Annotated in this window: 15 protein-coding genes and 1 pseudogene; 4 read left to right on the forward strand and 12 right to left on the reverse strand. The window is 66.9% G+C overall.

Features of this window, described 5'->3' with window-relative positions; all coding sequences use genetic code 11:
• The first annotated feature begins 15 nt into the window (after nucleotides 1-15).
• The gene (locus ACV7NQ_RS02125) at nucleotides 16-864 is read left to right on the forward strand and encodes a class I SAM-dependent methyltransferase (protein ID WP_463358042.1); all 849 of its coding nucleotides are present in this window, start codon (nucleotides 16-18) and stop codon (nucleotides 862-864) included.
• Nucleotides 865-928: 64 nt separating this feature from the next.
• Here ACV7NQ_RS02125 and ACV7NQ_RS02130 read toward each other — a convergent pair whose 3' ends face one another.
• Entirely contained in the window at nucleotides 929-1,132 is a 204-nt protein-coding gene (locus ACV7NQ_RS02130; protein ID WP_463358043.1) for a cold-shock protein, read from the reverse strand.
• A 95-nt stretch (nucleotides 1,133-1,227) separates the two neighbouring features.
• Nucleotides 1,228-1,833, reverse strand: a complete 606-nt coding sequence (locus tag ACV7NQ_RS02135; RefSeq protein WP_463358044.1) for a TetR family transcriptional regulator — start codon at nucleotides 1,831-1,833, stop codon at nucleotides 1,228-1,230.
• Nucleotides 1,834-1,876: 43 nt separating this feature from the next.
• On the opposite strand from ACV7NQ_RS02135, the gene ACV7NQ_RS02140 reads away from it, so the two are divergent.
• Nucleotides 1,877-2,797 (forward strand): SDR family NAD(P)-dependent oxidoreductase, encoded by a 921-nt coding sequence (locus tag ACV7NQ_RS02140; protein ID WP_463358045.1) that lies wholly within the window; start codon nucleotides 1,877-1,879, stop codon nucleotides 2,795-2,797.
• 134 nt (nucleotides 2,798-2,931) lie between these two features.
• Here ACV7NQ_RS02140 and ACV7NQ_RS02145 read toward each other — a convergent pair whose 3' ends face one another.
• Both ACV7NQ_RS02145 and ACV7NQ_RS02150 read right to left on the reverse strand, forming a co-directional pair.
• On the reverse strand, nucleotides 2,932-3,084 hold the full coding sequence (locus ACV7NQ_RS02145; RefSeq protein WP_463358046.1) for a type II toxin-antitoxin system antitoxin: 153 nt from the start codon (nucleotides 3,082-3,084) through the stop codon (nucleotides 2,932-2,934).
• Nucleotides 3,085-3,093: 9 nt separating this feature from the next.
• Nucleotides 3,094-3,978, reverse strand: coding sequence for an SPFH domain-containing protein (locus ACV7NQ_RS02150; protein ID WP_463358047.1), 885 nt, complete (start codon nucleotides 3,976-3,978; stop codon nucleotides 3,094-3,096).
• Nucleotides 3,979-4,434: 456 nt separating this feature from the next.
• Between ACV7NQ_RS02150 and ACV7NQ_RS02155 the strand changes: the two genes are divergently transcribed.
• Nucleotides 4,435-4,761 (forward strand): LysR substrate-binding domain-containing protein, encoded by a 327-nt coding sequence (locus tag ACV7NQ_RS02155; protein WP_463358048.1) that lies wholly within the window; start codon nucleotides 4,435-4,437, stop codon nucleotides 4,759-4,761.
• A 33-nt stretch (nucleotides 4,762-4,794) separates the two neighbouring features.
• On the opposite strand, the gene ACV7NQ_RS02160 is transcribed toward ACV7NQ_RS02155, so the two are convergent.
• From ACV7NQ_RS02160 to ACV7NQ_RS02185, 6 genes are all read right to left on the reverse strand, one after another.
• Complete coding sequence (locus ACV7NQ_RS02160; RefSeq protein ID WP_463365497.1) at nucleotides 4,795-5,547, reverse strand: amino acid ABC transporter ATP-binding protein; 753 nt, start codon at nucleotides 5,545-5,547, stop codon at nucleotides 4,795-4,797.
• Nucleotides 5,548-5,633: 86 nt separating this feature from the next.
• On the reverse strand, nucleotides 5,634-6,593 hold the full coding sequence (locus tag ACV7NQ_RS02165) for an amino acid ABC transporter permease (protein ID WP_463358049.1): 960 nt from the start codon (nucleotides 6,591-6,593) through the stop codon (nucleotides 5,634-5,636).
• A gap of 3 nt (nucleotides 6,594-6,596) precedes the next feature.
• On the reverse strand, nucleotides 6,597-7,460 hold the full coding sequence (locus ACV7NQ_RS02170) for an ABC transporter substrate-binding protein (RefSeq protein WP_463365498.1): 864 nt from the start codon (nucleotides 7,458-7,460) through the stop codon (nucleotides 6,597-6,599).
• A gap of 387 nt (nucleotides 7,461-7,847) precedes the next feature.
• Nucleotides 7,848-8,204 carry a hypothetical protein gene (locus tag ACV7NQ_RS02175; protein WP_463358050.1) on the reverse strand — a complete coding sequence of 119 codons (357 nt, stop codon included), beginning with the start codon at nucleotides 8,202-8,204 and terminating at the stop codon, nucleotides 7,848-7,850.
• A 122-nt stretch (nucleotides 8,205-8,326) separates the two neighbouring features.
• Entirely contained in the window at nucleotides 8,327-9,766 is a 1,440-nt protein-coding gene (locus tag ACV7NQ_RS02180; RefSeq protein WP_463365499.1) for an ABC transporter permease, read from the reverse strand.
• Between the two features lie 89 nt (nucleotides 9,767-9,855).
• Entirely contained in the window at nucleotides 9,856-10,209 is a 354-nt protein-coding gene (locus tag ACV7NQ_RS02185) for a hypothetical protein (protein WP_463358051.1), read from the reverse strand.
• Between the two features lie 129 nt (nucleotides 10,210-10,338).
• Here ACV7NQ_RS02185 and ACV7NQ_RS02190 point away from each other — a divergent pair, with 129 nt between their 5' ends.
• Nucleotides 10,339-12,285: a serine/threonine-protein kinase gene (locus ACV7NQ_RS02190; protein WP_463358052.1), complete on the forward strand. Its 1,947-nt coding sequence runs from the start codon at nucleotides 10,339-10,341 to the stop codon at nucleotides 12,283-12,285.
• Between the two features lie 78 nt (nucleotides 12,286-12,363).
• Here ACV7NQ_RS02190 and ACV7NQ_RS02195 read toward each other — a convergent pair.
• Nucleotides 12,364-12,498 (reverse strand): annotated as a pseudogene (locus ACV7NQ_RS02195) (daunorubicin/doxorubicin resistance ABC transporter ATP-binding protein DrrA); the annotation flags it as partial.
• Complete coding sequence (locus ACV7NQ_RS02200) at nucleotides 12,495-22,490, reverse strand: amino acid adenylation domain-containing protein (RefSeq protein ID WP_463358053.1); 9,996 nt, start codon at nucleotides 22,488-22,490, stop codon at nucleotides 12,495-12,497. The pseudogene ACV7NQ_RS02195 and the gene ACV7NQ_RS02200, both read right to left, overlap by 4 nt.
• Nucleotides 22,491-22,599 lie beyond the last annotated feature (109 nt).

Raw genomic sequence — 22,599 nt, forward strand, 5'->3', positions numbered from 1 at the left:
GACTAGGCTGACCGAGTGTCGGAAGATCGCCATGCGCTAGCAAACACACTGCTGGGGACAGCCGGGACCGCGCGCACCCGGATCGGCTCGGCGGCGAGCCAGCAGGCCAGCAGGCGCTGGTGGGACGCCGACGCCACCCAGTATCACGAAACCCACGCCGATTTTCTCGGCGTCGACTCGCCCGACGGCGAATTCGTCTGGTGCCCGGAGGGCCTGCACGAGGGCGACATGCATTTCCTCGGCGCGGTCGCGGGCAAGCGGATCCTCGAGATCGGCTGCGGATCGGCGCCTTGTTCGCGCTGGTTGGCCGGTCAGGGCGCGCTCCCGGTCGGCTTGGACCTGTCGATGGGCATGCTCGAACGCGGCCTGGCCGCGATGGCGCGCGGCGGACCCCAGGTTCCCCTCGTCCAGGCCGGCGCCGAATCGCTGCCCTTCGCCGACGCCGCCTTCGACTTGGCCTGCTCGGCCTTCGGCGCCATCCCCTTCGTCGCCGATTCCGCCCAGGTGATGCGCGAAGTCGCCCGAGTGCTGCGCCCCGGCGGCCGCTGGGTGTTCTCGGTCAATCACCCCATGCGCTGGATCTTCCCCGACGACCCCGGCCCCGCCGGTTTGACCGCCTCGATCCCCTACTTCGACCGCACACCCTACGTCGAGGTCGACGGCGACGGCGCGGCCACCTACGTCGAACACCACCGCACCATCGGCGACCGCGTCCGCGAGATCGTCGCCGCGGGACTGATCATCGAGGACATCGTGGAACCCGATTGGCCCGAGCGGCTCGACCGCGAATGGGGCCAATGGAGTCCGCTGCGCGGCGAACTCTTCCCCGGCACCGCCATCTTCGTCACCCGCAAACCCGAGTAACCGAAAGCCTATGCGCCGCCAGGGATTCCTAGATCCGCCGGCGACACACAGGCCCCGAAGCACCTCAGAGCGGCCGTACGTTTTCCGCCTGCGCGCCCTTCTGGCCCTGCGTGACATCGAACTCGACCCGCTGGTCGTCGTTCAGGCTTCGGAAGCCGCTATCGGCGATAGCGCTGAAGTGGACGAAGACATCCGGCCCTCCGTCATCCGGAGCGATGAAGCCGAATCCTTTGTCCGCATTGAACCATTTGACAGTGCCCTGCATCATCACTCCCGCCGTTGGAATCGCTGACCGAACGTCCTGATACTGCCTCCTACACCGGCAGATACCCGGCATTTGGCGCCGCGCTGCGCGGCTGGAGTTCAGTTTGCGGCAGGCGCGGCGCTCGTCGGCCTACCGAATTCGGTCAGCAGTGCGGCGCGCGCGGCCGCGATGTGCGCGCCCAGGTCGCCGCCGGTGCTCAGCCAGATCTGGTAGCCGGAGAAGAAGCAGGCCATCCCGACTTTGGCCCACAGCAGCGGCCGCACGTCAACGCCGACCTCGACGCCCATCGGATGCGCGAGGTGCTCGGCAACGAGCGATTCGACGGCATTGCGCTTGGCGAGTTCCCTGGCCTGCAGGGCCGGATTCCCCGCGATCAGCGCTTCCCGTGCGCGGGCGTCGGCAAGCCGATCGGCGAATCGTTCGACCATCGGGCCGATCACCGCGGCCAGCGTCACCTCCGGGGCTTCGCCCGCCGGGCGCTCCCGCAGTAGTTCGGCCAGTTCTTCCCGATGGTCGTCGTCCTCGGCGAAGAGCAACTCGTCCTTGCTCGCGTAGTAGCGGTGCAGGGTGCGAGTTCCCACATCGGCTTCGGCGGCGATATCGGCCACGGTCACCGCATCGAAACCGCGCTCGACGAACAGCCGCAGCGCGGCGTCGCCGATCGCCCGCCTGGTCCGTTCCTTCTTCCTGTCCCGCAACGACATCCGGCTATTGTCACACAACGCGTCATATGGCAGACTCTGCCATATGGCAACGAGTGACAGAACCGCCGTGATTACCGGCGGGACAAGCGGACTCGGCCGCGAATGCGCGCGCACACTCGCCGCAGACCCGCGATGGACCGTCATCGTCACCGGACGCGACGCCGATCGGGCGCACGACCACGCGACCGCGATCGGCACGCGCGGGGCCGCACTCGACCTCGGCTCGCTCGCATCCGTAGCCCGTTTCGCGGCCGAATTGCGCAATGCCGGACTGCCGCCCTTGCGCGCACTGGTCTGCAATGCCGGGCTGCAGTTCACGCGGCGCAGCTACACCGCCGACGGCGTGGAAGCCACCTTCGGCGTCAATCACCTGGGGCACCTCGCGCTGGTCCTGGCGCTGCTCGACGAGCTGACCGCACCGGCACGCATCGTGTTCGTCAGTTCCGGAACCCACGATCCCGACCAATTCACGGGAATGCCGCACCCCCTGACCGCCGGTGCGCGCGAACTCGCCTACCCACCGACGGCGACCGAATCCGAACAGCGCGACGGCAGGCGTCGATACAGCACCTCGAAGCTGGCCAACCTGCAAACCACTTATGAACTGGCCAGGCAGCTCGAGCCGCGAGGGATCACGGTCAACGCATTCGATCCGGGTCTGATGCCGGGCACCGGGCTGGCCAGGGGCGCGGGTCGGGCGGCACGGCTGCTGTGGCGCACGGCCGCCCGGGCATTGTTCGCACTGCCGGGGGTGAATACGCCCCGCAAATCCGGCGCCGATCTCGCCTGGCTGGTCACCGATCCCGCGGTCGCCGATCTAACCGGCCGCTACTTCGCCGGACGTGACGAACGACGCTCATCGATCGCGTCCTACGACCTCGATGCGCAGCGAGCGCTGTACACCGACAGTGTCCGATTACTCGATGAGCTCACAACCGACGCTCCACGCCTCGACCATCCCTAACCGGTCACCTCGCTCAGGCTGGCAGCCCGCTCAGCCGCCCCGTCGAACGCCGGGAACCAGCACACACGAAAGGGTCCCGCCACCAGTCGGTTCCGGTCTTTCGCAACGACATCGGTGACGGGACCCTGTTCGGATCATTTCGGTTTTCGGCCCGCATCTTCCAGCGCGCGCCGCAGGGCGTACTCGATTTGGGCGTTGATGCTGCGCAGGTCGTCGGCCGCCCATTTGGCGATGGCGTCGTGCACTGCCGGGTCGAGGCGGAGCAGTAGCTTCTTACGTTCGGCCATCAGCGCGGCTCAGGAGTAGATGGATCCGGTATTGACCACCGGCTGGATGGCGCGGTCACCGCAGAGCACAACCAAGAGGTTGGAGACCATGGTGGCCTTTCGTTCCTCGTCGAGTTCGACCACACCCTGCTCGGCGAGCTTGCCCAGGGCGAGACCGACCATGCCGACGGCGCCCTCGACAATGCGGGTGCGAGCGGCAACCACTTGCGCGGCCTGCTGGCGAACGAGCATGGCCTGGGCGATCTCCGGCGCGTAAGCGAGGTGCGTGATCCGAGCCTCGAGCACCTCGATGCCGGCCAACTCGGTGCGTTCGCGCAGTTCGACGGTCAGCTCCTCGGCCACTTCGGCGCCGTCGCGCAGGCTGGTGCGGTCATCGTCGTGCGCGTCGTAGGGATGCGTGGTCGCCAGGTGCCGAACCGCCGCCTCGGACTGGGTTTCCACGTACTCCTCGTAGTCGTCGACGGCAAAGGCGGCCTTGAAACTGTCGATTACGCGATAGACCACCACCGCGGCGATCTCGACCGGGTTACCGTCGGCATCATTGACCTTCAGCTTCTGCGTCTCGAAGTTGCGCACCCGCAACGAGATACTGCGGCGATCCGACAGCGGCACCACCGAGAAGAAGCCCGGTTCACTCACCGAGCCGATGTAGCGACCGAAGAACTGCACCACCTTCGCCTCGTTCGGATTGACCACCGTCAATCCGGTCGCCAACAGGAGCAGCACAACCACGATGACGGTCGCGACGATCGCACCTATCAGCGCGGGCACATTGTCGCCCTTCCCTGCCGCCACGTAGCCCAAGATGGCGCCGCCGCCGAACAGGATGGTGAGCACCAGCCAGGACAACAGCACCAGAAAGCCGTTGAGATGGAATGCGGCCCGAAACTTCATGACTACCTCCGAAGTATCAAAGTGATATCACAACGATAGCAGACGACGGTGCGGGGTGATGGGGCGGCAGCTTGCCGGTGCGCGTGGTTGGGAGGCATGGGGTCGCGGCGGTTGGGCAGTCGGTGGCGGTGGAGAGGACGTTGGGGTTGGCGGGTCCGGCATTGCGGAGTACCTGTCGAGGCGACTCGCGATGCCCCTTTGAAGGGCAGGCACTGTCCGATTTCCACGACGATCCTCCACAGGTCGGCATCAGCCTGACCGAGGACACCTCCGAGCGGATGCTGGCCGCGGTGCGGCACGGCGAGCTGGATATCGCACCGATCGGATTGACGGGCGCCGATATCGACGCCGATATCGGAACCGACGTCGTGCTCGACACCCCGGTCGACGCGGCCGTCGCGCTCGACGCACCGGACCGCACCGAGATGCCCGCTCGCAGACCTGCGCGACCAGCCATTGATCTGCCTACCGCGCGGCACCGGCATTCGCGGTGTGCTCGACCGCGCTTGCGCCGCAGCGGGATTCGAGCCCGAGATCGAATTCGAAGCCGCCGCGCCGGCCCTGCTGCTGCGACTGGCCGCCCGCGGCCTCGGCATCGCGGTGGTGCCTGCGCTGACAGCGACAGAGGCCGCGGCATTCGGAGTGCGGGTGTTGCCGATCACCGAACCGGAACTGCACGGCCACCTAGCGCTCGCCTGGCGGCGCGACCGACCGGGCAGCCCTGCCGCCAAGGTCCTACTAGGCCAGCTCCGGATCGCGCTCGCCGGAACAAAGACCCCCTAGCAGCCGCCGCAGGCTCCGAGAATCATTGCGGCACTATAGCAGCCGCGACAGGAAAGCCTTGGTGCGTTCCTCCTGCGGGTTGGCCAGCACCTCGCGTGGCCTGCCTGCCTCGACCACGACGCCGGCGTCCATGAACACCAACTGGTCGGCGACCTCGCGCGCGAAACCCATCTCGTGCGTGACGACCACCATGGTCATGCCGGAGGCGGCCAGCTCTCGCATGGTCCCGAGCACCTCGCCGACCAACTCCGGGTCGAGTGCCGAGGTCGGCTCGTCGAACAGCATCAGCTTCGGATCCATCGCCAGCGCCCTGGCGATCGCGACGCGCTGCTGCTGACCGCCGGACAGCTGCGCGGGATAGGCATTCGCCTTGTCCCCCATGCCGACTCGGTCCAACAGTTCGTGCGCGCGGGCCACCGCATCGGCCTTGCGCATCTTCTTCACCTGGGTGGGCGCCTCGATGATGTTCTCCAGCGCCGTCCGGTGCGGGAACAGATTGAAGTGCTGGAACACCATGCCGATATCGCGGCGCTGCTTGGCCGCCTCACGCGGGTGCAGTTCGTAGAGCTTGTCGCCCTTCTCCCGGTAGCCGATGAGGTCGCCGTCCACATACAGCCGACCCGCGTTGACCTGCTCCAAGTGGTTGATGCAACGCAGAAAAGTCGACTTGCCCGACCCCGAAGGGCCGATCAGACACAGCACCTCGCCGCGGCCGACCTGCAGCGAGATGCCCTTGAGCACCTGCAACGCGCCGAAGTTCTTGCACACCCGATCGGCGACGATCATCGGTAGCCGAGACGTCTTTTCGGCGGCGGCAGTCGTATCGGCGGCAGTGTCGGTTTCAGCGGCCTTTTCGGTTTCGGCGCCGTCGGTCATTTCGCCTTCACAATCGTCTGGGCGTCGGCCAGTTCCTGCAATTGCTTGGTGGTCAACGTGCGCGAGGCGCCCCGCGAGTAGTAGCGCTCCAGGTAGAACTGTCCCACCATCAGCACGCTGGTGACAGCGAGGTACCAGGTCGCGGTGACCAGCAGCAGCGGAATCGGCTGGAAGTTCACACCATAGATATCGCGGGCGCGCCCGTACAGGTCGGTACTGAGCGGGATCGCGGTGACCAGTGACGTGGTCTTGAGCATGCCGATGAGCTCGTTGCCGGTCGGCGGAATGATCACCCGCATGGCCTGCGGCAGCACCGTCCTGCGCATCGTCTGTGACCAGGACATGCCGAGCGCGGTCGAGGCTTCGCGCTGTCCCTCGCCGACGGAATTGATTCCGGCACGGACGATTTCGGCCATGTACGCGGCCTCGTTGAGCCCGAGCCCGATCACCGCGAAGGTGAACGCGGCCTGCAGCCCCTGCACATCCAGCTTCACGAACTCCGGCCCGAACGGGATGCCGAGCGCGATCTGCTTGTACAGCGACGGAAACAGCCCCCAGAACACCAACTGCACAAAAATCGGTGTGCCACGGAAGATCCAGAGATATACCCATGCCGCCGAGCGCAGCACCGGGTTCGGCGACAGTCGCATGACGGCGAGCACTGTGCCGAGCGCGACGGCGATGGCCATCGCCAGCACGGTCAGTTCGAGGGTGACCAACGCCCCGGCGGCGATCCGGCTGTCGAATAGGTACTTCGCGTACGTGTTCCACGCGTACGCGGGGTTCGTCGCGGCGCCGTAAACGAACAGCCCGACCAGCGCGAGGATGAGCGCCGCGGCGATCCACCGGCCGGGTCTGCGCAGCGGTACCGCCTTGATCGGCTGCGGCTCCGATGAGGCTGCTGCCCCGCCGGGCCCGGTGTTACCACCGGGCGCCGACGTGTCCTGTGACGTCATCGATCAGCTCTCGGCGCCGTTGATGACCGACTTGGTGATCGCGCCTTCCTGTACACCCCAGTTTTTGGTGATCTCCAGGTACTTGCCGTTGTCGATCAGGTTCTGCACCGCCGCCTGCAGTGCCTTGCCCAGCGGCGAGCCCTTGGGGAGGGCCCAGCCGTAGGGCGCGGAGTCGAAGACCGTACCGGCGGCCTCGATCTTGCCGTCGCTCTTCTTGATGCCGTACGCCGTCACCGGGGAGTCCGCCGACATGGCGTCGACCTGGCCGAGCACCAGGGCGTTGGTCGCCGCGCTCTGCTCGTCGAAGGACTTCTTGTCGATCGCGGGCTTACCCTCGGCGACGCACTTGTCGCTGCGCTTCGGGATCTCGTCGGTGTCCTGGACCGTCGTGGCCTGGACGGCGACCTTTTTGCCGCAGGCGTTGTCCGGGTCGACCGGCTTGCCCTTCTGCTGGGCCCACTGGCTGCCCGCCCTGAAGTAGGTGGTGAAGTCGACGCTCTGCTCGCGTTCCTTCGAGTCGGTGATCGAGGACATACCGACGTCGTAGGTACCGGCCTGGATTGCGGGAATGATTTTCTCGAAGGAGGATTCGACGTAGTCGGCCTTGATGCCGAGGGTCGCGGCCACCGCATCCATCAGGTCGACGTCGAATCCGACGATCTTGCCGCTGGGATCCTTGTACTCGTTGGGCTGGTAGGGCACGTTCACTCCGACGACCAGCTTGCCCGACTGCTTGATCTTGTCCGGAAGCTGCGCGGCGATCGCGTCGACCTTGTTGACGCCGCTCACCTTCGCCACCGCGGGCGTGTTGTCTTCGGAATTACTACAGCCCGATAGCACCAGCACGCCGCCTGAGACAACGCACATCGCCTGCAGGGCGCGCCTGCCAAGAACCGATCGAACAGACACAGCAGCCCTCCACATTTCGGATTCGAGAAACCCGGGTGTCACCACCCGTTTGGCAATCTAAGCGACCGAGACGCTTCGTGCTGGACAGTAACGGAAGAGTGACGCGAAGTCGTTGCGAATTCACCCCTGCCCAGGTGTCTATACGCCGCCGAAACCCCTACCCTCTGCCTCTCTGATCAGCGGCTTCGAGACGAATGGGGACAGCCGAGTCTTCTGACGTACTCCGGTCGGTGATCCCGCTAGTTTTCCTGATGGTAACGGGCCCGGTCCATGCACACCGCCCACCCCGAACCAGACTCCGCCACCCTTGGCCGGAGTCAGCGAATCCCGTAAGACCACCACCTTCTACGGGGTCGGCGCCGTCGTGAGAAGATCGCCACCGCCATGACGGTGCTGCGAAGCCTCGGGGTGTCCCCCGAGGACCTCAAAGGTCTGCGCACTCGGCCCTCGGCGCCGACGTTCGCCGAATACGTGCCTCGTGTCTATGCCGCGCTGCCGGCCACCCTCACCCGCGACGCCTATGGCGCAGTCGCGCATGCGGCCGATCCGCTCGAGCCGGATCGCGGCTTGGCGGTCGGCGTGGCCGTTCTCGTCGAGCGGATAGGTGTGATCGGGATGCCACGCCACCACCTCGGGGACAGGGTCGGGATCGGGGTCGAATGTCGAAGTCGGAATTGCTCCCGATGGCGTTTGTGCGGGCATCCGCCGTGTCTACCATCGCGTCACCGCCAAGCGGTCCAACGATTGCTTGAAGCCCTAACCTAAGCGCGGTTGACCTGCGGAAACCAGCCAGTCGACGAGCCGCCGGTTCGCGTCGCTGGGCGTCAAAGCCTCGCGCGGCGGGCACCGCGGCGCCGTGGACGCAGCTGGTACAGGCGGTACCAGGCCAGCGCGAGGAAGGCGGCCCCTAGGCCGGCGACGACTCCCATGTCGACCAGCCATGTGCCGAGGGTGTGTTCCCACAGCGGGTCGGGTCCGCCCGTGTGCGGTGAGAGGGTGTCGAGGTCGAGGGTGGCGGCTCCCGCGCCGAACCCCCAACGGGATGGCGATAGGTAGGACAGTTGCTGCAGGCCGGGTGTGCCGGGGAGCCGCACCAGCCCGCCCGTGAGCACCAGTTGTGCCATCGACAGCACAATCAGCAGCGGCAGTGTCTTCTCCGAGGTGTTCACCGACACCGACACCAGCAAGCCCAATGCCAGCGATGCGATGCCGAGCATCGCCATCGCCAGAATCAGCTCCACCTCGACTGCCGTGAAAATCCCCCTGGGCGGCATATTCACGCCAATGGTGCCGATCAAGACCAACACCGCCGCCTGAAGGGTGGTGATCACGCCCAGGACCAGCAGTTTCGACATCAGATAGACCCCCGCTGACAGGCCTGCCGCGCGTTCTCTGCGGTAGATCGTCTGCTCCTTGACGATTTCGCGAATCGCGTTGCCGGTGCCGACGAAGCACGCGGCGAATGCCAAAATCATGAGCTTGGTCGGGGCATCGGTATTGGTTCCCGGCGTCCCGGTGAACCCCTCGCCCGACGGCACTGCAGCGATCAAGCCACCGAGAAGCAGGGGCATCACACCGAGGAGCGCCAAATAACTTCGGTCCGAGGCAATCACCGCCAGATATCGCCGGCACAACCTACTGAGCTGGCTGAGCTTGGACTGCGGCGCGGGCGGCGGCGCCGGTGGGTGCACTTCCGCTGGGCCGACATCGTCGGTCAATCCGACCGCCACGTACTGCTCGAAGCGTGGCGAAGTCCGGAACTCATCGGCCCAGTCGCGGTCGGCCTCGCGCTCGAATGCCTGGAACACCTCAGCCCAGGTGCGCTGTGCGAACTGCTGCAGCCCCTCCGCGGGCGGCCCGTAATAGGCCAGCCGACCGCCGGGCACCAGGACCAGCAGGCGGTCGCAGAAATCAAGATTCGCCACGCTGTGCGTAACGACGATGACGGTCCGCCCGTCGTGCGCCAGTTCGGACAGCATTTCCATGACCGTTTTGTCCAGGCCGGGGTCGAGGCCGGAGGTCGGTTCGTCGAGAAACAACAGGGACGGTTTGGTCAGCAACTCCAGTGCGACGCTCACGCGTTTGCGCTGCCCGCCCGAGAGCCTATCGATGCGGGTATCGGCGTGCCGCGCCAAGCCGAGCTCGTCGAGGACCTCATCGACCCGCTGCTCGCGCTCCTCGGTGCGCGTGTCACCGGGGAAGCGCAGTTCGGCGGCGTAGAGCAGCGCGCGCCGCGTCGGAAGCTGGCGGTGCAGGACGACCACGCCAGACAAAGGAAATCTCGGTCGAATCCGGAATCCGAACCCGATCAGGCCGACACGACCGCCGGACGAAAGATCGAGGCTGACCTCGGCTATTCATGGCATTTCCGGCACTTCGTGCCGGAAATGAGCGAATGGTTATTTCGAGCTGCGGTAATTCGGCTTGCTGAAGGTTGAAAATGGAGCCGCTGGTCGTTGATGATTGCCCGGAAGTCGTCTCGGCATCGTTCGGCTGCCGCAACCTTTTTCCGTAGACCTTCGATGAGATCGGTTTGCTGCTTGGTGTGCTGCTGCCAGTCCGTCACGGTGAGCTCACCGGAGCCTTGCGCTTCGATACTGCCTTGCGAGTGTGCGAGCGCACTTGACCCTTGGGGCGGTAGGAGTATCGCGAACGCGGCGGTGTCGTGAGCGGTACCGACATCGACCCGGCCGGTATTGGCGACCACACATAGATCCTGTACGGGATCGCCTTGCCCACACAGTGATGCGGTCGGGGCCGATATGATCGATATGCGACCTTTTCACGATGCGAATCCTTCATAGCAAACGCGATCCATCCTTGCGGGAGGTGGTCGGTGAACGGCATAGCGTTCGGCCGCTACCGGTTGCAGGAGATGATCGGTGAGGGCGGCATGGGCCAGGTATGGCGGGCCTACGACACCGTCACCGACCGCATTGTGGCGGTCAAATTGCTGCCCGAACACTGCGCCACCGATCCCAGCTTCCGGAAACGATTCCGACGCGAGGCTCACGAAACCGCCCAACTGCGCGAACCACATGTGGTCCCGATCCACGGCTACGGCGAAATCGATGGCCACCTCTACCTGGACATGCGCCTGATCGACGGCGCCGACGCGAAAACCGTGCTCAACCGCGATGGTGCTATGAAGCCACAGATGGCGGTTGCGGTGATCACCCAAGCCGCGGCGGCGCTGGATGCGGCACACGCCCAAAGTTTGGTGCACCGCGACGTCAAACCATCCAACCTGCTGGTCACCGACAGCGGCTTCGTGTATTTGATCGACTTCGGCATCGCCCGCGCGGCCGACGATACCGCGATGACCAGCGCCAGCGCGATGATCGGAACTTTGGCCTATATGGCTCCGGAGCGATTCACTACCGGCGTCGCCGACGCCCGATCCGACGTGTATGCCCTCACCTGCGTGTTGTGCGAATGCCTGACCGGAATCCCACCCTACCTGGGCAACAGCGCGGAGCAACAGATCGCGGCACACCTGACGGCCGACCCCCCTGCACCGAGCCTGCGGCGACCCGACCTGCCGGGCGGGTTCGACGACGTCGTCGCCCGGGGCATGGCGAAAAGCCCGGACGACCGCTACCCGACCGCCGGAGAACTGGCCGCCGCCGCCGACCACGCCCTCACCACCGGCGCCGCAGCTATCACCGGAAGTACCACCAGAACCACCCCCAGATCCGAATCGGTGCGGATCCGACGAGACGGCCCCGCACCGCCGCGACGTAAACGGCCCGTCATCCGTGTAGCGGTGGCCGTGGTTGCCGTGCTGATCGCCACGGCGATGGTGGCGGGACTTTGGCGGCTAACCCACAGCTCGAAGCCCGGGCCCGCCTTCGACGGCAAGTACGAGGTCACCTACACGCCCCGGACTATGAACGGGAAGCCCGTCGACCGGCCCCAGAGTACCAAGGTGTGGTCGGTTCGATCGCACTGCCCACCGCACAGCGAACGCTGCGTAGCCTCGATAACCAGCCAGAACCCGTCCGAGCCGGAGAAAGCCCCGGCCCAGTTCGTCGCAGACTATCGCGACGGCACGTGGATGATGACAAGAGAGCTATCGCCCCAGCCCGATACCGATTGCGAAAGTCCGATCACCAGCGAGCCCCAAAACGTCCCGGCATGGCAGAGAGTCCAATTCCGATTCGGCGCCCCGTCGTGGACCGGAACCTACTTCGACTTCGCCGGCGGGCCCTGCGCATACATCCAAGAGGAAGGGATGACGCTTTCCCGCCTCGGCGAGATCGACCCGAATGTCGCCGTCGTCCCGCCCGAAACCATCCCCGCTCGCGTCGATACCCTGCCCATCGCGCTGATCAGCGGCACCTACGACGTGACCATCACCTACACCGCGACACCGGATGTTCTCAATCCCCCACCGCCGGACAAGATCCGGCAACGATACGACACTATCTGCGTGCGCAGCGGCGACCGCTGTGCCGCAACGACACAGGCAGATCCTCGCGCAGATCCGCGCGCCATCTTTTCTCCGCTGCTCGTGCTCGAAGGCGGGGCATGGCGGACCGGCTACAACAAGCCTTATCCCTGCTACGTTGGATCGAACGAGCCGCACACCAACGCGACATTTCATTGGGAGTTGTTCCAGTCCGATGCGGGACCCAACCCCACCGAATTCCTTACAGGCACATGGGTCCGCGACAATGCCGACCCTTGTGCCGCGACCAGCCGCGCTACCGTCGAAATGCAGCGGGTCAGCTCGGTCGGCCACCAGCCGGGGGCGTTTGGGCCGGCGGTTTCACAAGGCTGAGGCTGACTCGGCTTCGGCACGGATGCTGTCGCGTTCCTCGGCGACGACGGCGACGCGCTATTCGGCTTCGGCGGCGATCTTGCCTGCACCGTTCGGGCCGAGAATGCCGAGCACCTCGCCAGGTGCGGCTTCGAAACCGACGCCGCGCAAAGCTTTTACGGCGCCGAACGACTTCTCGACTCCTTCGACGACGACTCCTTGTTCGGAACTCATCCTCGACCTCCCAAATGTTCGTCGAGTATGCCCGCGATGATCGGCAGCACGTGCGGTGCGGTCAGTTCGTCGTGGGTGACTTCGACGTCGTGGTTGATGATTTCACCGGTCACATAGGGCCGCCAGCCGGCCGGACCGAAGATGTCGGAGGTGTCGACGGTCGCGCTGAAATACACGATGTCGCCGTCGAATACGGGACGCTGGTATCCCGTTCTGGTCTGCATCCCTGCGTTGTACGACCGGGCCATCCGCTCGATGGTGCCTGCGTCGATCAGCGAAACACCGCCCAGCCGTGCACGGATCAGATCGGCGGCCTCCTGTGCGGACGCCTCGGCAGGCACATCGTGGATATTGAAGATCGGGCCGAAGGTATTGACGAAGGCGCCCGCGGTGAGCCGCTCGATGCTGTCAGCGTCGATGTCAGCGGTATCGGTGTCGAGCAGCGCGAGGACACCGACGGTGTCGCCTGCGTCCTTCAGCTTCGCGGCGATCGCGTGCGCGATGAGTCCGCCGAACGACCACCCGAGCAGGTGGTACGGCCCGGTGGGCTGCACGGCGCGGATCTCGCGGATGTACCGATCGGCGAACTCCTCGATCGAGCGTGCCGGTGCTTCGTGGCCGCGCAGATCCGGTGCCTGCAGTCCATAGATCGGCCTGCCCGGTGCCAGCGCATCCGCGAATCCCAGGTAGGTCCACGACATTCCGGACGACGGGTGGATGCAGAACAGCGCCGGTTCGGTGCCGCCGAGCCGGATCGGCAACACAACGTCGAGCCCGAGTCCGCCGGGTACGGCGTCGACCGCCGATTGCGCAGCGAGGGGCGCGGCCTCGTCGGCCGCAGCGGTCTGCGCGGCCGGAGTCCAGGCAAAGTGGGCCGCCGCGCCGAGCGCGTCGATCCACAGGTCGGCCAGCTCAGCCACCTCGTCCTGGCGCAGCAGCGTTTCGGGGAAGCCGAAACTCGCCCGCAACCGGTCGCCAATGAGCATGGCATTGACGTCGATCGCCGATTGCAATGGCACGTCGGCATGTTCGGCGGCGTGCAGGTCGCCGAACTCGTCGGTGGGCAGCCAACCGAGGCCTTCGAGCCCGGCCGGGATGTCGCCGGTCGAGGGCCGGCCGAGATAATTGAAGCTGATCCGGCCGGGCAGGCGTTTCGGAAGTGCCGCTGCAGTCGCGGGATTCAGGTAGCGCAACAGGCCGAACCCGATGCCCTTGTCCGGCACCGCGAGCAGTTGATGCTTCACCGCGCGGATCGCCGCGCCCATGGCCGGACCGCCGGCGAGTGCGTCATCGACATCGATGCCGCCGAGGTCGAGCCGCACCGGGTAGATGCTGGTGAACCAGCCCACGGTCCGAGACAAGGCGCCGGGGATCGCTTCCTCTTGTCTACCATGGCCTTCCAGCCGCACCAGCGTCGTGCCCTCGGCAGCATCGCGCCGGGCCCGCCAGCGCACCAGGGCCAGCGCCAGTGTGGCGAGCATGGCGTCGATGACGCCGCCCTGGAAGAGGCCGGGGAGCGTGGTGAGCAGTGCAGTAGTGACCTTCTCGGACACCTCGCGTTCGACCGTGCGCAAGGTGTGCGCCTGATCGATCGCCGGGTCCAGTTCCCGGGAACCGATCAGCAGGTCCGAGCCCGCGATGACGTTCTGCCAGTATGCGAGTTCGGAAACCCGTCGCTGCATGCGTGATTCATCGGTCAGGGCGTGCGACCATCGTCGCATCGACGTGCCCGTCTCGGCGAGGACCGGCGTGTTACCGACGGACACCTGTGCCCAGGCGGCGACCAGGTCGGGTATTACGATGCGCCATGAGACACCGTCGATCACGAGGTGGTGCGCCACCACGATCAGTCGGCCCGTCCTGGTCCCGGCGCCACCGTCGCCTACCGGGTCGAGCCAGATGAACTGCAGCACAGTGCCGTTCGCGGGATCCAGCCGATTCGTTGCGGAATCCAGCTCGGTCACGGCGTATTCGCGGAGTTCGATGGTATCGGCGGCGGTGTCGAACTCGATGCGGCGCACCAGCGCGTCCACGTCGACGGAGCTCGGTGCGTCCACCCACAGGCGCGGTTCGCCGTCCTCGGACGGGGACAGCCGCGCGCGCAGCATGTCGTGCCGGTCGATGACGGCCGCCAGCGTGGCGATGATCTGCGGTCGTCCGATGCCGATCGGAAGCTCCAGCACAACGGTTTGCGCGAAGCGGTCGAAATTGCCACCGCGCTCCAGCATGTAGCGCACGGTCGGCGGGAGGGGCAGCTCGCCGGTACCGCCACCGGGCAGCTCGTCGAGCACCACCACCGCGCCCGCGGCGTCGGCGGCCGCGGCCAGTGCGGCCACGGTGCGGTGCTCGAACACCTGCAGCGGGGTGCAGTTGATGCCCTGCTGCTTTGCCCTGGACACGAGCTGGATGGCGAGGATGCTGTCGCCGCCGAGGGCGAAGAAGGAATCGTCGGCACCGACCTCGTCGAGACCGAGCAGCTCCGCGTAGATGGCGGCGAGAGCTTCCTCGGTCGGTGTCGAGGGTGCTCGGTACTCGGTCTGCTCGGCCGTGAATACCGCTGTCGGCAACGCTGCCCGGTCGAGCTTGCCGACCGCGTTGAGCGGGATCGCATCCAGCACGACGAAGGCGGACGGGACCATGTAGGCGGGCAGGGTATCGGCCGCGACGGCGCGCACGTGTGCGACGTCGAGCTCGACGCCATCGGCGGGCAGTACATACGACACCAGCACGGTCGCCCCCGCCGGTCCGGCGCGGCCGATCGTAACCGCATATTCGACCTGTTCGTCGCGGGACAGCACCGTGTCTATCTCGCCGAGTTCGATCCGCAGGCCGCGGATCTTGACCTGGAAGTCGCTGCGGCCCAGGTACTCCAGCTCGTACGCGCCGTCGTGCCCGGTGACCCAGCGCACCATGTCGCCGGTGCGGTACATCCGCTCGCCCGGTTCGCCGTAGGGGTCGGCGACAAATCGTCCCGCGGTCATCTCGAATCGGTTGAAGTAGCCGCGTGCGAGCGCGGGACCGGCCAGGTACAGTTCACCGGCGACGCCGACCGGCACCGGGCGCAGCCAGGGGTCGAGCACCATACTTGCGGCACCGCGGATCGGCCCGCCGATGGTGATCCGCTCGCCCGCGACGAGCTCGCCCGGGCCGGTCGCCCAGATGCTGAACTCCGTCGGACCGTACAGGTTCACCATTCGCCGCCCGGTCGACCACTGCTCGATCAATTCTGGTGTCGCGGCCTCGCCCACGACAGCGAGCACCCGCAGGTGGTCGAGGCCGGTGGGCTCCATCGTGGCCAGCGCCGACGGCGTGACGGCCGCGTGGGTGACCCGTTCGGTGCGCAGCAGCCGATCCAGGTCGGCGCCACCGTAGACATCCGGCGGCGAGACCACGAGCCTGCCGCCCGCGCCGTGCGTGGTCAGCAGCTCGAAGACCGACGCGTCGAAGCTCGGTGAGGCCACATGCAGCGCGCTGGCCGTCGGATCCAGCCCGAGTGACTCCCGTTGAGCGGCGACCAGATTCGCCACGCCGCGATGGCTGAGCAGCACAGCCTTCGGCTTGCCGGTGGAGCCCGAGGTGTAGATCAGGTAGGCCGTCTGGTCGATATGGATGGGGCCGCCGCGCTCCTCGTCGGTGATCGGCGCATCGGAGACCGTCATGACCCGGCGGATCGTATCGAGGTCATCGAGCAGCAGCCAGTCGACGGTGCTCGGCAGCGTCTCGCCGGTCGCGGTCACCGTCACGCCGATCGGCGCCTTCGAGTCGGTGAGCATGTGCTCGATCCGCTCCACCGGGTAGTTCGGATCCAGGGGAGCGAACGCGGCGCCGGTCTTGGCCAGTGCCCACACCGCGACCACCGATTCCAGTGACCGAGTGAGCGCGAGCACGACGAACACCTCGCGCCCGACACCGCGGCACAGCAGGACCCGCGCGAAGCGGTTGGACCACGCGTCGAGTTCGCCGTAGGACAGGGTCAGCTCGCCCGCGCTCACCGCGATGGCGTCGCGGTCGATCTGCGCTCCGGCGCAGAGGATCTCGGGCAGGGTTAGGGGCGGCATGGACTCCGGTCCGCGAACCGGCAGCAGGGCAGCGCGTTCCGCGTCGTCGCAGTACTGCAGCTGGGACACCAGGGCGCGTGGGTTGCCGACGAGCTGCGTCAGCAGCCGGACGAAGCGATCGAGCATGGGCCGGGCTGCCGCGGGATCCAGCTGGTCGGCCAGGAACTTCAGGGTGATCCGCAGCGTGTTGTGCCCATCGCTGCCGCGGAGTGGAATAACCATGAGGTTCAACGGATATGGCGTGCCGTCGGTGCCTTCGACGTCGAGCACCCGCATGCCCGCGATGTCGAGCGGCTGCGACAACGCTTCCCGGTCGATCGGGTAGGACTCGAAAACGGTGAGCGTGTCGAACAATTCGGCGAGGCCCACGGCCTGATGGATGGCGGCGAGCCCGACATGCTGGTGGTCCATCAGCCGCGCCTGCTCGCTCTGCAGGCGGGCCAGCAGGTCGACCACCTTCTCCGTGGGATCGAGCCGCACGCGCACCGGCAGCGTATTGATGAACAGCCCGATCATTTCTTCGACACCGGCCAGTTCCGGTGGCCTGCCGGACACCGTTGCGCCGAACACCACATCGGTTCGGCCGGTGAGCATGGCCAGCAGCATCGCCCAGCCCGCCTGCACTATCGTGTTGGCCGTGGTGCCTGAATCGCGCGCGGCCGTTTCCAATCGGTCGGCCGTGTCCCGGGACAGGTCGGCGGACACCATCCCGGCCTCGATCGACCCGATCCCTGCCAGTGTCGGGACCGCCCGTGTCGGGGTGTCGATGCCGGCCAGGGATTGCGCCCATGCGGCGGTCGCCGCGGCATAGTCCTGCTCGCGCAGCCAGGACAGAAACTCGCGGTAGGAGTGCGCGGGCGGCAGCGCGGAGGCGTCGCCCGCGGTGACATACAGCGTCAGCAACTCGCGCACCAGTAACGGCGTCGACCAGCCGTCCAGCACAAGGTGATGATTGGTCAGCACAAACCGGTACCGGTCGGGGGCGGTACGCACGAGCGTGAAGCGCACCAGCGGCGGACAGGTCAGCTCGAATCGGGTACTCGCGTCCAGGGCGATCACCCGGTCGAGCTCCCGCTGCCGTTCCTCGGCATCGGCGATTCCGGTCAGGTCGATCTCCTGCCAGCGGATGTCGGCGTCGGTCAGGACGAGTTGGCGGGGCCCGTCGTCGGTTTCCACGAAGGCGACCCGCAGGTTGTCGTGCCGCGCCACGACTGCCTCAGCGGCGGTGCGTAATCGCGCGGTGTCGACGGTGCCCGCCAGGGTGAGCAGCGACTGCACCGTGTAGCCGTCGGCGGTGTCGGGATCGTACAGCGCGTGAAAGAACAGGCCGTACTGCAGTGGTGAGAGCGGCCATATGTCAGCGAGATTCGGATAGGTGCGCTCCCACGTATCGATCTGCCGCTGGGTCACCGGGACGAGGTCGAAGTCGGACGGCGTGCGCCCGCCCGCGCCCGCGGTCCTGGCGTGGTCGACCAGAGCCCGCAGCGCGTCCGCCCACAGGTCGGCGAGCTCTCCGACGTCGGCCGCATCGAGCAGCCGAGAAGCGTAGGCCCAGGTCACTTCCAAGCCGGTGTCGGTCAGCACGGCGTTGATGTCGACGACCGCGGCCAACGGCGCTCGGTCGTCCTGCGTTGCCGCGAAGCGTTGCGGCAGCCAGGCTCCGGTTTCGCCGCCGGTTGCCGCCCGGCCCAGATAGTTGAAGCTGAGCTGCGGGGTCGGCGCGTCCACGAGCGCATCGATGGTGTCGGCGTTCAGGTAGCGCAGCATGCCGAAGCCGATGCCCTTGTCCGGCACCGCCCGCAGTTGTTCCTTTGTGGTCTTGATCGCGGCGCCCGCCGCGGGGCCGCCGGCGAACGCGTCGCCGAGGTCGATGCCCGTCAGATCGATGGCCACCGGATACACGCTGGTGAACCAGCCCACCGTGCGCGCGACATCGGCGCCGGGCAGGATGGCCTCCGCGCGCCCGTGGCCCTCCAGCGTGAACAGCGATGACCTTCGGTCGCGCCAGCGGCTCACCGCCATCGCGAGCCCGGCTAGCAGCACATCGTCGGCGCTGCAATGGAATCGGTCCGGCACTGTGGTGAGTACCGTGTCTGCGACGTCCGACGCGATGGTGGTCTGCCAGGTCGCCATGGTGGCGACGACGTCGACGGCCGGATCCAGGGTGCCCGTGCCGATCGGCGGATCGGGCGTGGCCAGGATGCGTTGCCAGACCGGCAGTTCGCCACCGCGTCCGGCCGCGTGCGCGCGCTGACCGTGCGCCCAGCGCCGGAACGAGGTGCCGACCGGAGCGAGGGCGCCGCCCATGGCCGCGGTCGCCAGATCCGGCAGCAGGTTGCGCCACGAGACGCCGTCGGTCACGAGGTGGTGCAGCACGAGCCAGCATAGGGGAGCGGCGTCCGCTCGTTCGATCAGCACGAAGCGCGCGACGATTCCGGTCTCGGGGTCGAGCAGGTCGGCGGCGCGCTGCAATTCGTGTTCGCAGGTCTGGTTCACGTCGCGACATGTCGTCACGACGTCCACCAGGGTGTCTGCCTCGACCGAACCAGGTTCGGCGACAACCCATTCCCAGCCGTGTTCGGAGTTGCACAACGAGGAGCGCAGCAGGTCGTGGTGGTCGAGGAGCGCTTGCACGGCCGCGACCAGCCGGGCGCGGGCGACGCCCGCCGGGAGGCCGATCAAGACGGCCTGGCTGAACCGGCACCAGGTACCTCCCTGGTCCAGCATCGCGTGCACGATCGGCGTGAGCTCGACAGCACCGACGCCACCGCCGGGCAGCTCGTGTACCACCTGGGCACGCACCTCGGTGGCCACCGCCGCCAGCGCGGCAACGGTCTTGCGCTCGAACACATCCCGTGCGCTGAAGCCGATCCCGGCGGTCTTCGCCCTCGAGACCAGTTGGATGGACACGATGCTGTCGCCGCCGAGTGCGAAGAAGCTCTCGTCGACGCCGACCGAGTCCAGCCCGAGAGCCTCGGCGAACAACGCGGCCAGCGCCTCCTCACGCGGAGTCGAGGGCGGTCGGCTCATGAGCGCGTGGGCACCGAAATCGGGTTCGGGCAGCGCCTTACGATCCACCTTGCCCAGCGGTGTCAGCGGGATGCTGTCCAGCACCATGACCGCGGCGGGCACCATGTAGGCCGGAAGCGATTCACCGGCAGCCGCTTTCAGTGCTTCCGGATGCACCTCGGCACCCGGCTTGAGCAGCACGTAGGCCGCCAGCGCGGTGGCACCGGAATCGGTCTGGGCGCCGAGGGTGATCGCGAAGTCGATGTCCGGGTGCCGTTGCAGGGCGGCGTCGATCTCGCCGAGCTCGATGCGGAAGCCGCGCACCTTCACCTGGAAGTCGCTGCGGCCCTGGTAGTCCAGCTCCAACGTGCCGGAGCTTTTGGTCCAGCGCGCCAGGTCTCCGGTGCGGTACATCCGCTCGCCGTACGCGTACGGGTTCGCGACGAATCGGCCTGCGGTGAGGCCGTTGCGCTGATGGTAGCCGCGCGCCACGCTGGCACCGGCGAGGTACAGCTCACCGATGGTGCCCGGAGCCACGGGTCGCAACCATGGATCGAGCACGACCGCGGAGACACCGCGAACGAGGCCACCGATGGTGACCGGCGCAGCTGGTGTCAACGCGTCGCTCAACGTCGCCGTGACGGTGGTTTCGGTGGGCCCGTATCCGTTGAGAAGAACACGGCCGGACCACTTGGCCGCCAGCTCAGTTGGGCAGGCGTCGCCACCGACAATGACGGTGCGCAGGTCGGGCAGTGTCGCCGGGTCAAGAGATCCCACGACTGCCGGCGTGACATTGAGATGGGTGACGCGGTGCGCGCGTAGGACTTCCGCCATCTCCTCACCCGCGTACGCCGACGGCGGGACGACAGCAAGCGTCGCACCGGCGGCGAAGGTGACCAGGATCTCCTCGACCGAGATGTCGAAACTCGGCGAAACGGCGTGTGCCATTACGGAATCGGCACCGATGCCGAACCCGCGACCGGAACTCGCGACCAGATTTGCCAATCCCCGATGCGAGACCAGCACGCCTTTGGGCAATCCGGTCGATCCCGAGGTGTAGATGATGTACGCGACCTGATCCAGGTGCACCGCGGCACGCCGCGCGGCGTCGTCGACCGGTGCCGCGTCCTGCTCGGCGACGCTCCGGCCGGTCGCCTCCTCGTCGAGGATCAGCCAGTTCACCTGGTCCGGCAACGACTTTCGCGCGGCCGCCACGGTCACGCCGACGACGACCCCGCTGTCGCCGACCATGTGCTCGATCCGGTCGGCGGGATAGGTCGGATCGATCGGCACGAAGGCGGCGCCCGTCTTGGCCACCGCGAGCATCGCGAGCTCGGACTCGACCGAGCGCGGAATCGATATCGCCACACTGCGTTCCGGCCCGGCACCGGAGGCGATCAGGACGCGCGCGAGCCGGTTGGTGTATTCGTCGGCCCGGCGGTAGGTCAGACAGGTCGCGCCGCTGCGGACAGCGATCGCATCAGGGTCGAGTTCCGCACCGGCGGTGAGGATTTCGGGCAGCGTCCGCGGCGCGACGCCCGCCGGTCCACGTGCCGGTGCCAGCTCGGCCAGCTCGTCGTCGGACACGACGGATACCGTCGACAGCGCCGCGTCCGGTCCGGCAGCGAGGAACCGGTGCAGGAACCGCAGGAACCGGCTGTGGTGCGCGGCCAATTCGGTGTCGCTGTACAGGTTTGCGTTGCCCTGGAAATCGATGTGGGTGCTCTCACCGCCCACACCGGGATACAGATTGACGAACAGGTCCTCGATCAGCCCGGCGGTCAGCACATGCGCTCGTCCCGTGACCGCGCCGAGCTGGACCCTGGTGTCCACCATCATCAGGTTCACCGACGGACCGAACGACGCGACCTCGTCCATCGGCCAGCCGAGGTCGCGGAAGATATCCTCCTGACGGTAGCGCTGCCGCCGCAGCGCACCGGTCAGCTCGCCCTGTGCGGCCCTGATCACCTCGCCGACGGTCGTGGTCGGATCCAGGGTGAGTCGCAGCGGGACGACGTTGGCGATCATGCCGCCGGAGCGCCGCATGGTTGCCGTCGTGCGCGCAGAAACCGGCAGGCTCAATACCACCTCTGGTGCACCGGTCGTCGCGGCGAGATAGGCGCTGAACGCGGCGACCACCGTGGGCGCCACACCGGACGAGGCCGCCTTCGCGACCATCTCCAGCAACTCCACCGCGTCCTGCGCCAGCGCGCCCTCGACGCGGCTCGGGTGCGCGTCGACGTCGGCGGTGCGGCCTGCGAGGCTCACCGGGTCGGCCATCCCGTCGAGGTGCCGGAGCCAGTACTCCCGGTCGGCCGCGAAGCGGTCGGAGCTGCGGTATGCCAGATCGGCGTCGACGATCTTCCTGAGGTCCTCGGCTTGCGCGGCGGGAGGCTGCCTCCCCTCGATCGCCGCGGTGTAGAGCTCGCCGGTGCGCCGCGCCATGGTCGACACACCCATGCCGTCCAGCACGATGTGATGAATCCGCCAGTACAGGAACCAGCGGTCGTCGGCGATCCGCAGCATGACGACGCAGACCAGCCGATCGCTCATCAGATCAAGGGGTGCCGAGTATTCGTCGCGCATCCAGGCGTGCGCGGCGGCCACCGGGTCGGGCTCACGCCGGAAGTCGACGATGCGCGCACTGTCGTCCAGGGTGGTGTCGACACACTGGAATGGATGGCCATCGATTTCTATCAGGCGCAGATAGCCGGTGCCGAACTCGCGCCCGGCCTGGCGCGCTGCCGGTGCCAGCAGGTCGAGGTCGATCGGTCCGGCCAGGTCGACGTACTGGGCGATGGAGATCGGGATGTCGCCCGCGATGTGCTGGGCAAACCAGATTCCGCGCTGCGCTGCCGACAGCGGGAACGCGCCCTCGGACAGACCGATACCGGTGTCGGTCGGTGGAGCGGAAGACTGTTGCATGACGAGACCTTCATCCTCACCGCGCCGTAGCCACCCAGGGTAATTACCAACAGTTAACTACTGTGGTTGTGGTAGTGCTCAGTTTCATTCTGAACTGGCACGGCGCGCG

This window comes from Nocardia sp. Tas62D01 (assembly GCF_055232035.1).